Annotated in this window: 14 protein-coding genes and 1 pseudogene; 10 read left to right on the top strand and 5 right to left on the bottom strand. The window is 69.4% G+C overall.

What is annotated here, in order from left to right; genetic code table 11:
- Positions 1-8: 8 nt before the first annotated feature.
- Positions 9-368 (bottom strand): ribosome hibernation-promoting factor, HPF/YfiA family, encoded by a 360-nt coding sequence (gene hpf / locus A4F85_RS19100; protein ID WP_012202932.1) that lies wholly within the window; start codon positions 366-368, stop codon positions 9-11.
- 364 nt (positions 369-732) lie between these two features.
- Between hpf and A4F85_RS19105 the strand changes: the two genes are divergently transcribed.
- Both A4F85_RS19105 and A4F85_RS19110 read left to right on the top strand, forming a co-directional pair.
- On the top strand, positions 733-1,656 hold the full coding sequence (locus A4F85_RS19105) for a phosphoribosylaminoimidazolesuccinocarboxamide synthase (protein ID WP_012202931.1): 924 nt from the start codon (positions 733-735) through the stop codon (positions 1,654-1,656).
- A gap of 158 nt (positions 1,657-1,814) precedes the next feature.
- Positions 1,815-2,399 carry a DJ-1/PfpI family protein gene (locus A4F85_RS19110; RefSeq protein WP_012202930.1) on the top strand — a complete coding sequence of 195 codons (585 nt, stop codon included), beginning with the start codon at positions 1,815-1,817 and terminating at the stop codon, positions 2,397-2,399.
- 29 nt (positions 2,400-2,428) lie between these two features.
- Here A4F85_RS19110 and A4F85_RS19115 read toward each other — a convergent pair whose 3' ends face one another.
- Positions 2,429-3,289: a DMT family transporter gene (locus A4F85_RS19115; RefSeq protein WP_012202929.1), complete on the bottom strand. Its 861-nt coding sequence runs from the start codon at positions 3,287-3,289 to the stop codon at positions 2,429-2,431.
- Between the two features lie 94 nt (positions 3,290-3,383).
- Between A4F85_RS19115 and A4F85_RS19120 the strand changes: the two genes are divergently transcribed.
- Positions 3,384-4,280, top strand: coding sequence for a LysR family transcriptional regulator (locus A4F85_RS19120; protein WP_063327447.1), 897 nt, complete (start codon positions 3,384-3,386; stop codon positions 4,278-4,280).
- 3 nt (positions 4,281-4,283) lie between these two features.
- Here A4F85_RS19120 and A4F85_RS19125 read toward each other — a convergent pair whose 3' ends face one another.
- The gene (locus A4F85_RS19125) at positions 4,284-5,195 is read right to left on the bottom strand and encodes a LysR substrate-binding domain-containing protein (RefSeq protein ID WP_063327448.1); all 912 of its coding nucleotides are present in this window, start codon (positions 5,193-5,195) and stop codon (positions 4,284-4,286) included.
- A 96-nt stretch (positions 5,196-5,291) separates the two neighbouring features.
- Here A4F85_RS19125 and A4F85_RS19130 point away from each other — a divergent pair, with 96 nt between their 5' ends.
- Positions 5,292-6,098, top strand: a complete 807-nt coding sequence (locus tag A4F85_RS19130; protein ID WP_063328032.1) for an aminotransferase class IV family protein — start codon at positions 5,292-5,294, stop codon at positions 6,096-6,098.
- 64 nt (positions 6,099-6,162) lie between these two features.
- Here A4F85_RS19130 and trxA read toward each other — a convergent pair whose 3' ends face one another.
- Positions 6,163-7,119: a thioredoxin gene (gene trxA / locus A4F85_RS19135; protein ID WP_012202925.1), complete on the bottom strand. Its 957-nt coding sequence runs from the start codon at positions 7,117-7,119 to the stop codon at positions 6,163-6,165.
- 341 nt (positions 7,120-7,460) lie between these two features.
- Between trxA and A4F85_RS31440 the strand changes: the two are divergent.
- The 6 genes and pseudogenes from A4F85_RS31440 to A4F85_RS19160 all read left to right on the top strand — a co-directional run.
- Positions 7,461-7,814, top strand: a pseudogene (locus tag A4F85_RS31440) (ATP-binding cassette domain-containing protein); the annotation flags it as partial.
- Positions 7,815-8,381, top strand: coding sequence for an AAA family ATPase (locus tag A4F85_RS31445; protein WP_442856618.1), 567 nt, complete (start codon positions 7,815-7,817; stop codon positions 8,379-8,381).
- Positions 8,378-9,766, top strand: coding sequence for a hypothetical protein (locus tag A4F85_RS19145; protein ID WP_063327450.1), 1,389 nt, complete (start codon positions 8,378-8,380; stop codon positions 9,764-9,766). Before A4F85_RS31445 ends, A4F85_RS19145 begins: the two co-directional genes overlap by 4 nt.
- Before the next feature lie 83 nt (positions 9,767-9,849).
- Positions 9,850-10,347 carry a 5-(carboxyamino)imidazole ribonucleotide mutase gene (purE, locus tag A4F85_RS19150; protein WP_012202922.1) on the top strand — a complete coding sequence of 166 codons (498 nt, stop codon included), beginning with the start codon at positions 9,850-9,852 and terminating at the stop codon, positions 10,345-10,347.
- Positions 10,344-11,507 (top strand): 5-(carboxyamino)imidazole ribonucleotide synthase, encoded by a 1,164-nt coding sequence (locus A4F85_RS19155; RefSeq protein WP_013804484.1) that lies wholly within the window; start codon positions 10,344-10,346, stop codon positions 11,505-11,507. Before purE ends, A4F85_RS19155 begins: the two co-directional genes overlap by 4 nt.
- Positions 11,508-11,518: 11 nt before the next feature.
- Positions 11,519-12,517: an L-threonylcarbamoyladenylate synthase gene (locus A4F85_RS19160; RefSeq protein ID WP_063327451.1), complete on the top strand. Its 999-nt coding sequence runs from the start codon at positions 11,519-11,521 to the stop codon at positions 12,515-12,517.
- Between the two features lie 15 nt (positions 12,518-12,532).
- On the opposite strand, the gene A4F85_RS19165 is transcribed toward A4F85_RS19160, so the two are convergent.
- On the bottom strand, positions 12,533-13,429 hold the full coding sequence (locus tag A4F85_RS19165) for a MurR/RpiR family transcriptional regulator (protein ID WP_063327452.1): 897 nt from the start codon (positions 13,427-13,429) through the stop codon (positions 12,533-12,535).
- Between the last annotated feature and the right edge of the window lie 43 nt (positions 13,430-13,472).

Raw genomic sequence — 13,472 nt, forward strand, 5'->3', positions numbered from 1 at the left:
CTTACCTGTCACCCGACTGACGCCAAGGTCAGCCCAGCATCATCGAGTCGCTTGGCCGAACCATAGCGGCTGCCCTGCTGGCGGGTCTTGTAGCGCACCACCACGCGGTCCAGCTTGTCAGCCAGCGCATCGACGGCGGCGTAGAGATCGAAGTGAGAGGTCTCGACAAAAAGATCCTGGCCCTTGACGCGCAGCGTGCAACCGGCACGTTGGCGCTTTTCCTTCTCCTTTTGGTTATGAACGGTCAGCAAGACCTTTACATCCACCACCTGGTCAAAGTGTCGAAGAATGCGTTCGAGCTTGGCCATGACGTAACTGCGCAGCGAGGGAGTGACCTCCAGGTGATGCCCACTAATCGTCAGATTCATATCTAAACACTCCTTGCTCTGGATGAAAACAGCCCGGTCCACAGGGAGACGATCCGCAGGGACAGGTGCTTGCAGGCCGGAATGCGCATTCGTTTGCTTGCGAATCCACTATGCGCCGGGGTCTGCCCAAAAGCAACGCCGCAAGCCGATAGCGCAGGACGGTGCAGGGCCTTGGAGGCGGGTTTTGCGCGCCATGCAATTGGGCGCACAATCGGCGGGTTTGCCAGGCTGCGCCCCTGGGGTGGGGCTTGCCAACGGCCGCCCGTCACCGTGAGGCGCCGTTGGTTAGAATCGCGCTCCTGCGCGTGCCGCTTGCAGCCATCCGGCCGCTGCAGCCTCTTTGCCAGATTGCCCCTTGCCTCACATGACCACCCAGTCCCGCCCCTCCGCCCTGCACACTTCCAACATTGCCTCGCTGCCGCTGCTCGCGCGCGGCAAGGTGCGCGACAACTATGCCGTGGGCGATGACCGCATCCTGATGGTGGCTTCGGACCGCCTGTCGGCCTTCGACGTGATCATGGGCGAGCCCATCCCCGGCAAGGGCGAGCTGCTGACGCAAATGGCGCTGTTCTGGTTCGACAAGCTCGGCCACATCTGCCCCAACCACCTGACCGGCGAAGCGCCCGAGTCCGTGGTCACGCCCGCCGAAGTGCCCCAGGTCACGGGCCGCTCCATGCTGGTCAAGCGCCTCAAGCCCGTGCTGATCGAGGCCGTGGTGCGCGGCTACCTGGCCGGCAGCGGCTGGAAGGAATACCAGGAATCGCGTTCGGTCTGCGGCGTGCCCCTGCCCGAAGGCCTGACCAACGCCGCCAAGCTGCCCGAGCCCATCTACACCCCGGCCGCCAAGGCCGAGATGGGCGACCATGACGAGAACATCACCTACGAGCGCACGGTGGAGATGGTCGGCGAGAAGCTGGCCTCCCAGATCCGCGATACGGCCATCCGCATCTACAAGGAAGCTGCGGCCATCGCCCTCGAAAAGGGCATGATCATTGCCGACACCAAGTTCGAATTCGGCCTGGACGAGAACGGCGAACTGGTGCTGATGGACGAAGTCCTCACGCCCGACAGCTCGCGCTACTGGCCCGTGGAGGGCTATGCCCAGGCACTGGCCAATGGCGAGAACCCGCCCAGCTACGACAAGCAGTTCGTGCGCGACTGGCTGGAGCAGGCCCAGGTCAACGGCAAGCCCTGGGACAAGAAGGCTCCGGCCCCGCGCCTGCCCCAGGAAGTGACCGAGAAGACGGCCGCCAAGTACCGCGAAGCCCTGCAGCGCCTGACGGCCTGACGGCCTGCCGTAGCCCGGCCCCGCGCGCCTTTCCCCGCAAAAGAGAGCTTCGGCTCTCTTTTTCGTTGCGGGCCTGCGTTTTTGCAGCCGGTCATGCCTGCGTCACCGACGCTGCCACAATGTTCGCTTCCTCTGACTTTTTCTGAAGGAGCAAGCACATGGCTGGCAAGAAGATTCTGATGATCTGTGGCGACTACTGCGAGGACTACGAAACCATGGTCCCCTTCCAGGCCCTTCAGGCCGTGGGACACACGGTGCATGCGGTCTGCCCCGACAAGAAGGCCGGGGAACACATCAAGACGGCCATCCATGATTTCGAGGGCGCGCAGACCTACAGCGAAAAGCCCGGCCACAACTTCACGCTCAACGCCAGCTTCGCCGACATCAAGCCCGAGCAGTACGACGCTCTGGTGATCCCCGGTGGACGCGGCCCCGAGTACCTTCGCAACTACGACGCCGTGCGCGCCGCCGTGCGCCACTTCTTCGACAACAACAAGCCCGTGGCCGCCGTCTGCCATGGCGCCCAGCTGCTGGCCGGCGCCGGCGTGCTCAAGGGCCGCACCTGCTCGGCCTACCCGGCCTGCCGTGCCGAGGTCGAGCTGGCCGGCGGCACCTATGCCGACATCGGCGTGGACCAGGCGCATACCGAAGGCAACCTGGTCAGCGCCCCCGCCTGGCCCGCACACCCGGCCTGGATCGCCCAGTTCCTGACGCTCCTGGGCACGCGCATCAGCCACGGCTGAGCACGCAGCGGACGTTGGCGCCGGGCGGCTCAACCGCCCCAGCGCACCAGCACGATGCCGCCGAAGACCAGGGCCGAGGCCAGCATGCGCACGCGGCCCAGGCGCTCGCGCATCAGCCAGGCGGCAATCCAGCCCGCAAACAGCACGCTGCTTTCACGCAGCGCAGACACCAGCCCCATGGGCGCCTGCGACAGCGCCCAGGTCGCCATCCAGCTGGCACTCAGCTGCATGGCGGCGGCCAGGGCGCACAGGCGCCAGGTGCGTGCATCGGCACGCAGCACGGCGGGGCCGCGCCGCCAGGCGACGATCAGCACCGTGGCCAGGCCATCGCCCAGCGTGAGCAGAGCCGCATAGAGCAGCGCGGAGCCGGATGCGCGCGCTCCCAGCCCGTCGATGACCGTATAGCAGGCAATCATGGCGCCCGTGGCCAGCGCATAGCCGCTACCGCCATAACCGCTGGCCGCGCCGCTGCGCACCGACAGCGCCAGCACGCCCAGCGACAGGCACAGCACGCCGGCCAACCCGGTCGCGCCCGGCCACTCACCGGCCAGCAGCGCCGCGCCCAGCGTCACGAACAGCGGCGCACTGCCGCGTGCCACCGGATAGACCACGCCGAACTCGCCATGCTGGTAGGCGCGCGGCAGCACGAAGTGATAGACGGTGTGCACGGCCACCGAAGCCGCCAGCCACCACCACACCGATGCGTCCCACAACCCCGCCGCGCGCCAGTCCAGCCAGGGCAGCACCAGCAGCGACCACAGGCTGGCCAGCCCCGTGGTCAGCGCCATGGCGACCATCTTGTCGCCGCCCAGCTTGATGGCGCTGTTCCATCCCGCATTCATCAGCGCGGCCCCCAGGGCCGCGGCCAGCACCGCATTGCTCAATTCCATTCCATGGCCTCGTTCTTGATACGGGACGGGATGATGGATTCACACCCAGATTAGATAAAGTCGAATCTTTGGAACATCATCTTCAGGAAACCTGATGCGACGCCTGAACCTTGACCAGCTCCAGACCCTGGTGGCCGTGGCCGACCTGGGCACGCTGGCTGCCGCCGCCCAGGCCCTTCACCTGTCGCCGCCCGCCGTCAGCCTGCACATCCAGGAGCTGGAAGCGCGCCTGGACACCCCCCTGCTGGTGCGCGGCAAGCGCCAGGCACAGCTGACGCCCGCAGGCGCTCTGCTGGCCGAAGGCGGACGCCGCCTGCTGGCCGACAGCGAGGCCCTGCTGCGCCAGGTGCGCAAGCGTGCCGAGGGCTTTGGCGCCAGCGTGCGGATAGGCGCCTCGGCCGGCGTCAGCCCCTTGCTTTTGCCCGAACTGCTGCAATGGCTGGCCGAGCACGCGCCCGGCGTGGAACTGCGCCTGGAAGTCGCGAGTTCCGCCCAGGCCATGCAGCGCCTGGCAACTGGCCACCTGGACCTGGCCCTGGTCGGGCTGCCCCAGCCCGTGCCTTCAGGCCTGGAAATGCGCGCCTGGCGCAACGACCCCATGGAGCTGTTTGCCCCGCCGCAGATGCCGCTGCCCGACCAGATCACGCCCGAATGGCTCAACGCCCAGCCCTGGATAGGCTTTGCCGCCGGCACCCAGATGCACCGCCTGCTGTCCCAATGGTTCGCCCAGGCGGGCCTGCTGCCCCAGCCACGCATGGAAATGAGCTTTCCCGAAGGCATACGCGCCCTGGTCGCAGCAGGCCACGGCCCCACGGTCCTGCCGCGCGAGGAGCCCATGGACGCCGTCAGCCGCACGCTGCAGCAGCGCGGACTCAGCCCCGCACTGACACGCCCGCTGGGCCTGGCCTGCCGCAGCGCCGCGCAACAAGACCCGGCCGTGCAGGCCGTGGTGCGCGGGTTGATGCGATTTGCCGATCCCGTACGGCAGTAGGCGCTACAGCCCGGCCTCCTGCAGCACCCACGCACGCAGCGCCTCGATGGCCGGCTGGCCCTGGCTGCGTTGGGGGTAAAGCAGGTGGTAGGCATAGGCCGGGCCCAGGCCCACGGCGATGTCGAACAGGCGCACCAGGCGGCCACGGGCCAGGTCTTCGGCCACCAGGTCCTGCTCGACCAGGCCCACGGCGCCGCCGTCCAGCACGGCCTGCACGACATGGCTGGAGTCGGTGAAGGCGATGCAGCGGCCTGCGTCCAGGCCCTCCACGCCGGCCGCCGCCATCCACATCGGCCAGTTCGGCCAGACCTGGCCGTCCACCCGGCAATCGACATGGCACAGCGTGTGCGCCAGCAGATCAACGGGCCGGGCCAGCGGCGGGCCGGACTGCAGCAGGGACGGGCTGCAGACGGGGATCACCCTGGCATCGAACAGGCGCACCGCAAGGGTGTGCGGATCATGGCCGGTGCCGAAGCGGATGGCGGCGTCGATGTCATCGGCGTCGAAGTCGCGCACCTCGTCGCAGATGTCGAAGCTCAGTTCGATCTGCGGATGCGCGGCGCGAAAGCGCGGCAGCCGGGGCAGCAGCCACTGCGTGGCAAAGCGCGCGCCCAGCGACAGGCGCAGCCGCGTCTCGCCCCGGGCCAGCTGGCGCGCCCGGCCGGTGGCGCGCCGCAGCAGGCCCAGCGCCTCGGCCGTGGCCTCCAGCAGCACGCTGCCTGCGGGCGTGAGCTGCATGCTGCGGCTGTTGCGCGTGAAGAGGACGAGGCCCAGCTGTTCCTCCATCTCCTTGATCTGGTGGCTGACCGCCGCCGGGGTCAGCCCCAGTTCGTCGGCCGCGCGCGTGAAGTTCAGGTGGCGCCCTGCAGCCTCGAAGCTGCGCAGGGCGCGCGTGCCGGGTGGAAGCTGGCGCATGAATCTTCAAATTTTTCTTGATGAAGCCCCGAATACTACTTGCTTCCTCTTTTGGGACTGCCATCGAACAATCAAGAAAACTTGATGGATGAACCCATGAAAACCGCCTCCTTCTTCACCAGCCTTATCGATGGGCAGCCCGCTACGGCGGCCGAACTCGCCGCCCTGGCCTTTGCCGGCCATGCCCATTTCACGGCCATGCAGGTGCGCGGCGGCAGGCTGCGCGGGCTGGACCTGCATCTGCAGCGCCTGCGCCAGGCCTCGCTGGAGCTGTACGGCCAGGCCTTGTCCGATGACCATGTCCAGGCACAGCTGCGGGCGGCGCTTGCTAACGGCCCGCAGGATGTGTCGCTGACCGCCACGGTGTACTCGCCTGCCGGGGAATTCACGGCCGCCGATGCGCGGCCGCGCATGCTGGTGCGCACCTCGGCACCCGCCTCGGGCCCCGCCGGGCCCTTGAGCCTGGCGCTGTTCGAGCATGAGCGCATGCTGCCCCACCTCAAGCATGTGGGCGAGGTGGCCAAGACGCATCTGCTGCGCCGCGCCGTGGCCCAGGGCTTTGACGACGCCGCCTTTGCCGACCGCCACGGCCGCATTGGCGAGGCCACCATCTGGAACCTGGCCTTCTGGGATGGAGATGCCGTGGTCTGGCCGCGCGCCCAGGTGCTGCCGGGCACGACCGAGTCCATGCTGCGGCGCCAGTTGCAGCGCCTGGGCGTGGCGCAGCGCCAGGCCGTGCTGACACGGGCCGACCTGCCATCCCTGGCCGGCGCCGTGGTGATGAATTCGTGGTCCCCGGGCATTCCGGTCAGGCGCCTGGCCGATGTGCATCTGCCCGATGCGCCCGGCTTCGTGCAGTTGCTGCACCGCGCGCATGCGGCCGAGGAACCGGTTGCGCCCTGAGCCCTCGCCATGAAAAAAGGGAGCCGCAAGGCTCCCCCGTCTCTTCCCCCGTGCAGCGCCGGTCTCAGTTCAGCGCCATGCTGAGCTTGCGGCGGTAGCTGTTGACCAGTTGCGTGGCTTCGTCCTGCTCGGCGCCAGCCTTGCCCAGCAGCTCGATGCCGCCGCTGCTCTTGCCGGGGATGGCGTCCTGCTTCTTGGGCTTCGGGGGCGTGAGCAGCTCCAGGATGCCCACGTAGAGCTTGCGCGCGGCCTGGCCGTTCCAATCCTTGTCGCGCATGATGATTTCCAGCAGTTCGTCCATGCTGGCTGCCCATTGGCCTTCGGCGGCCAGGGCCCGGGCCTTGCCGAAGCGGGTGTCGAAGTCGCGCTTGTTCTGCGCGATGACGGCGTCGAACTGCGCAAACTCCCAGTTGCCACGCTCGTCGTTGTGCACGAACAGCATGCATTGCAGCCACTGGTTGAGCGCCTCGAAGCGCGTGGCCTGGGGAATGCGCTTGAGCGGCTCGGCCAGCAGGGCGCCGGCCTCTTCGTAGCCGCCCGTGGCGATCAGCAGGCGCACGTAGTCGAAGCGCGCATCGTCGTTGGCCGGGTCGGCGGCCAGGGCGTCGGCCAGCTTTTGCAGGGCGGCCTGGGTGTCGCCGGCTTCCAGCAACTGGTGGGCCTCGTCGGCTTCGGCCTCGGCGGCCAGCTCGCCTTCGGAGGGCAGGTGCTTGTCAAGGAACTCGCGCAGCTTGCCTTCGGGCTGCGCGCCCATGAAGCCGTCCACGGGGCGGCCGCCCATCATCAGAATGCAGGTCGGAATGGAGCGGATGCCGAACATGCCGGCCAGTTGCTGCTCCTGGTCGGAGTCGATCTTGACCAGCTTGAAGCGGCCTTCGTAGGCCACTTCGAGCTTTTCCAGGATGGGGCCCAGCGTCTTGCACGGGCCGCACCAGGGCGCCCAGAAGTCGACGAGCACCGGCACCTGCATGGAGGCGGCGACGACTTCGGCTTCGAAATTCTCAATGGTGACATCAATCATGTGATCAGACCCTGTGGCAAGGCGCGCGGCCAGGGCGCGCGGACTGTGGCGGTTCGGAGTTCGGCGGCCGAATGCCTCCGATGCGGACCGTGTGATTCTCCAGCAATTCCAAGGCCCAGGGCGTGAACGCCATGGGCGGCAGCCACCCCAGATGGGAGCAGGCTGCGCGCATTTCAAGCCACCCGGCCGAGGGCGCGGCGCGGCAGCGCTGGGCTATATTGGCGCGCTGTGCCGCCATTGCGGCCTGCCATCAACGCAATGAGGGAGGGCTCGCCTTGATCAAGGTTTCGCAGCTGGTGTTCGAGTACCCCGGCCACCGCGCGCTCGATGGCGTCAGCGTCCATATCGCCGCAGGCACCGTCACGGCCCTGGTGGGGCCCAACGGCGCCGGCAAATCCACGCTGATGCGCTGCATCGCCGGGCTTGACCAGCCGCTGTCGGGGCAGGTCGAGGTGCATGGCATTGCCGTGCAGGAGCAGCCCCGCGAAGTGCACCGGCACCTGGGCTATCTGTCGGATTTCTTCGGCCTCTATGACCGCCTGAGCGTGCGGCGCTGCCTGCAGTACGCGGCCCTGTCCATGGGCGTGCCCCCGTCCCAGGCGCCGCAGCGCGTGGCGCACGTGGCCGGGCAGCTGGGCCTGGCCGATCTGCTGGAGCGCCTGCCCACCGAGCTGTCTCGCGGCCAGCGCCAGCGCGTGGCCATCGGCCAGGCCATCGTCCACCAGCCGCGCGTGCTGCTGCTGGACGAGCCGGCCAGCGGCCTGGACCCCGAGGCCCGCGCCAGCCTGTCCCAGCTGATGCGGGCGCTGCAGGCCCAGGGCATGACCCTGATCGTCTCCAGCCACATCCTCAGCGAACTCGACGAGTACTGCACCCACATCCTGAGCCTGCGCGGCGGCCGCGTGGAAAGCCACGAGGCCCTGCACGGCGGCATCAAGGCACCTGCCGCCGGCGGCGATGCCCCGCTGGCGCTGTACGCGCTGGAGCTGGCACCGCCCCCGGGTGCCTCGGCCGAGTCGCTGGCGCGGCAGCTGCATCTGGTCCTTCCCGACACCCCTGTGCCGCCGCCCGATGACCAGGGCCTGGTGCATCTGCAGCTGTGGCTGCCCACCCTGCCGCGCGAACGCGCCGACCTGCTGGCACGCCTGGTTGGCGCCGGCCTGCCCGTGGCCAGCCTGGCGCCTGTGCGCGAGCGCCTGCAGGACCGCTACGCGCGCGGCCTGCAGGCCGCAGCCCCCCTCACCCCTGCGGAGCAGCCATGACGCACAACCCCGAATTCCAGCGCCAGCTCTGGCTCAACTGGCGGCCCGCCCAACTGGGCTGGAGCCTGCTGCTCACCGCCTTGCTGCTGGCCACGCCAATGGTCCTGGTCCAGCCCAACGATCGCCTGCATGCCCTGCTGGTCGCCGCCCTGATCGGCATGTGGATCGCCGCGGCCGGCCTGGGCAGCGTGCTGGCCGGGCGCGGCCTCAACGAAGAGGCGCACCAGCACACCTGGGACTGGCAGCGCCTGTCGGCCCTGACGCCCTGGCAGATGGCCTGGGGCAAGCTGCTGGGCGCCCCGCTGGCGGCCTGGCTGTACATGCTGTGGTGCGCGCTGGCCGTGCTGGCCACCTCGGCGGGCCAGCCGGGCGGGCTGGCCTGGGGCGTGCACGCCGTGCTGCAGGCCGTGCTGTGGGGCCTGGCCCTGCAGGCCTGGAGCATGCACTCCGTGCTCATGGGCTGGGGACCGAAGGAGCAGCCCGCGCGCCGCATCCGCTTCGTGCTGGTGCCGCTGCTGTTCGTGATGGTGCTGCCCGGCCCCATCCTGGGCCGGTTGACCGAGCAGCTGGGCCGCGAAGAAGGCCGCCCTGTGCTGTGGTGGTCCGTGCCGCTGCACGGGCGCGGCGCCATCTACCTGTTCGGCGCCATCGCGCTGGGGCTGGGCCTGCTGGCCCTGTGGCGGCTGCTGTGCACGCGGCTGGATGTGCGCACCCTGCCCTGGGCCTGGCCGCTGGGCCTGTGCGTGGCGGGCCTGGCCTTTGGAGGCATGCACCTCGATGCAATGCAGTTGCAGGGCCCCGGCCCGGCCTCTTTCTTCGCTTGGACCACCGGGCTGGCGCTGGCGGGCACGGCCTATGTCTGCCTGCACGGCATGGACGAGGGCCTGCGCAGCTGGCGCCAGGTGCAGTGGTGCGTGCTGCAGGGGCGCTGGCGTGGCGCGCTCGAAGCGCTGCCGCTGTGGCCCGTGAGCTGGCTGCTGGCCGTGCTGGCCTGCGCGCTGTGGCTGCTGTGGCCCGCGGGCGGCCAGCCCATCGTGCCGGGCGCGGCCCAAATGGCGGCGCTGGCCACGGCGCAGTTGCTGCGCGATGCCGCGCTGGCCACGGGCTTTTCCCTGCTGGCCGGGCGCATCAAGTCGCCGCTGGCCGCGTTTGCCGTCACCTGGCTGCTGGTCAACATCGTGCTGCCGCTGCTGGCCTTTGGCCTGGCCGGGGCCGATGCCGCCGTGCTGGCCCAGCCGCTGGCAGCCGGCCTGACAAAGCCCGTCACCAGCGGAATGTGGCTGTCGCTGGCCGTGCAGGTGGGGCTGGCCCTGGCCTGGCTGGCCCATGTGTTTCGCCAGCGCGTGCTGGGTTTTGCGCGCGAGCAGCACACGGCTGTGCGGTGATTTGCAGGGGGATGCGGGCCGATCCGGACTAAAAAAGTAAAATCGCGGGTTCCACTAGGCCGGGCCGCAGGCGCCCTCACGACATGAACTCCATCCAGATCGGTGTGGTCATGGGCTCCAGCAGCGACTGGGAGACCATGCAGCACGCAGTTGCCATTCTTCAGCAATTTGGCATCGCCCATGAAGCCCAGGTCGTCTCGGCCCACCGCATGCCCGACGACATGTTCGCCTACGCCGAGGCCGCTGCCGGCCGGGGCCTGAAGGCCATCATCGCGGGTGCGGGGGGCGCTGCCCACCTGCCCGGCATGATCGCCGCCAAGACCGTGGTGCCCGTGCTCGGCGTGCCGGTGGCCAGCCGCCACCTGCAGGGCGTGGACTCGCTGCACTCCATCGTGCAGATGCCCAAGGGCGTGCCCGTGGCCACCTTTGCCATCGGCGCGGCCGGTGCGGCCAATGCGGCCCTCTTCGCCGTGGCCCTGCTGGCCAATGAGGACCCGGCCCTGCGCACCAGGCTCGAAGCCTTCCGCGCCGAGCAGACCGCCGCAGCGCGCGCGATGACGCTTCCCCCGGTGGCCGTATGAGCGCAGATGTGATCCTGCCGGGCGCCACGCTGGGCGTGCTGGGTGGCGGCCAATTGGGCCGCATGTTCGTTCAATCGGCCCAGGCCATGGGCTATTTCACGGCCGTGCTCGACGCCGACCCGACCAGCCCTGCCGGCCTGGTCAGCCACCACCACATCCGTACCGGCTACGAAGACCCGCAGGGCCTGGCCGAACTGGCGCGCCTGTCGGCCGCCGTCACCACCGAATTCGAGAACGTGCCCGCCGCGGCGCTGAACCTGCTGGCCGCCCAGCGGCCGGTCTCGCCGGCCGGCTCGTCCGTGGCCATTGCCCAGGACCGCGCCCAGGAGAAGGCCCACTTCGTGCGCTGCGGCGTGCCCTGCGCGCCCTATGCGGTGATCGAGACGCCCGCCCAGCTTGCGGCCGTGCACGCCAGCCTGCTGCCCGGCATCCTCAAGACCGCGCGCATGGGCTACGACGGCAAGGGCCAGGTGCGCGTGAAGAACGCCGCCGAGCTGGCCACCGCCTGGGAGCAACTGGGCCGCGTGGCCTGCGTACTGGAAAAAATGCTGCCGCTGGCCCATGAATGCTCGGTCATCGTGGCGCGCGGCCGTGACGGCTCCATGGTCAACCTGCCCGTGCAGCGCAATCTGCACCGCGAAGGCATCCTCTCCGTCACCGAGGTCTACGAAGGCAACCTGCCGCAGGCCCAGGTCGAGCAGGCGCTGGCCGCCGCACGTTCCGTGGCCGATGGCCTGGACTACGTGGGCGTGCTCTGCGTCGAATTCTTCGTGCTGCAGGACGGCATGCTCGTGGTCAACGAGATCGCGCCGCGCCCGCACAACAGCGGCCACTACAGCCAGAACGCCTGCGATGTCTCGCAGTTCGAGCTGCAGGTGCGCTGCATGACCGGCCTGCCGCTGACGCAGCCGCGCCAGCACAGCCCGTCCATCATGCTGAACCTGCTGGGCGACCTGTGGTTCAAGGACGGCGAACAGGCCAAGGCGCCGGCCTGGGACCAGGTCCTGGCCCTGCCCGGCTGCCACCTGCACCTGTACGGCAAGCACGACGCCAAGCGCGGCCGCAAGATGGGCCACCTGAACGTCACCGGCCCCTCGCCCGAGGCCGTGCGCTCCACCGCCCTGCAGGCCGCTGCCATCCTGGGTATAGAGCCGTTCTGAAGGCCCGCGCGATGATTCTCGATGGAACGCTGGCGGCCTCTGTCCAGGCCGCCGCACAGGCGCTGCAGCGCGGCGAACTGCTGGGCCTGCCCACGGAAACCGTCTACGGCCTGGCGGCCGATGCCGACAACGACGCGGCCGTCGCGCAGATCTTCACCGCCAAGGGCAGGCCGCCCAACCATCCGCTCATCGTGCATGTGGCCGACAGCGGCACCATCACGCGCTATGCGCGTGAAGTGCCGCTGTTCGCGCAGCAGCTGATCGACGCCTTCTGGCCCGGCCCGCTGACCCTGATCCTGCCGCGCCTGCCCCAGGCCGCCCGGGCCTCGACCGGCGGCCAGGACAGCGTGGGCCTGCGCTGCCCCTCCCACCCCGTCGCCCATGCCGTGCTGGCCGCCTGCCAGCAGCTGCAGCCGCCCGTCTGGGGCGTGTCGGCGCCCAGCGCCAACAAGTTCGGCCGCGTCAGCCCCACCACGGCAGCCCATGTGGCCGGCGAGTTCGGCGACACGCTGCTGGTGCTGGACGGCGGCGCCTGCGAAGTGGGGATTGAATCGACCATCGTGGACTGCACGCGCGGCGTGCCCGTGCTGCTGCGCCCCGGCGCCATCACGCGCGACGATATCGAGCGCGCCTGCGGCCAGCGCCCCCTGTCCAAGGAAGAGCTGCAGGAGAACACGCCACGCGCCTCCGGCACCCTGCTGGCCCACTACGCGCCCAACGCCCAGGTGCGCCTCATGGACGCAAAGCAGCTGCAGGCCGGGCTGGACGTGCTGGGCGCCGACGCCAGGAACCTGGCCGTCTACCACCGCACACCGCTGCGCACCGCCTCGCGCGCCGTCACGCTGCGCGCCATGCCCGCCGACGCCGCCGCCACCGCGCGCGAGCTGTTCGGCGCCCTGCGCGACTTCGATGAAGTCGGCGCCAGGCTGATCTGGATCGAGACCCCGCCCGACACGCCGGACTGGGAAGGCGTGCGCGACCGGCTGCTGCGCGCGGCGGCGGCCGGATAACACCTACACCCTCTTCTAAGGCTTGCGGGACGGCTCGTACGCCAGCTCCATCCGGTAGGCCAGCGCCAGGAACAGCGACTGCGCCAGGGTCAGCGTGCTGGTCAGGGAGCGAAAGCCGAAAGTGGCTGCGTCCTGGGCCAGCAGGGTGACGGTGGCGCGGGATGCCAGGGGGCTGAGCTGGCTGTCGGTCAGCGCCAGCAGGCGCGCGCCGCGTGCCAGGGCCGCATCCACCACCTCCAGCGTTTCGGGCGCATAGGGCTCGAAGGAGACGGCCAGCATCACGTCGCCGGGCGCCAGCGCGCGCAGCTCGCCCTTTTGCATGGCGCCCAGGCCGTGCAGCCAGTGCACGGGCTTTTCGGTGTGCTGCAGCGCATAGGCCAGGTAGGCGCCCACGGGGAAGGCCCGGCGCGAGGCGGCCAGCCACAGCGAGGGGGCATCCAGCATGAGGTCCACCGCCGCCTCGAACTGCTCGGGCGGCAGGCCGCGCTGCAGGGCCTGCAGGCTTTCGATGCTGCCTTCGATGACCTCGTGCGCCAGGCGCGCGCTGCTGCGAGGCTCGTTGCCCGAGGCGATCAGGCCCCGGATGCGGTCCTGGTAGTCATGCTGGGCCGAGAGCTGGCGCGCCGCATCGGCGCGGAACAGCGCCTGCAGTTCCGAGTACCCCGAGAACCCGAAATGCTTGGCAAAGCGCACCACGGCCGAAGGCTGCACGCCACATTGCTCGGCCGTGGCCTGGATGCCGTCGAAGGCCAGGCGATCGCCCTGCATTTCCACATGGCGGCCGATGGCCTTGAGCTGGCGGCTCAGGGCCTCGAAGCCTTCGCGCAGCACGGTGAGGAAGGCGGCGCGGTCGGCGTAGGGGCCGGCCAGCGAAGGGGCGCCTGCATCGCCAAGGGTTTTTCTATTTTTCATATATATGGAAAACTTTTTCTATTTCGATCTATGATCGCATGCA

It is taken from the genome of Delftia sp. GW456-R20 (assembly GCF_001622915.1).
Lineage (GTDB): Bacteria > Pseudomonadota > Gammaproteobacteria > Burkholderiales > Burkholderiaceae_C > Comamonas > Comamonas acidovorans.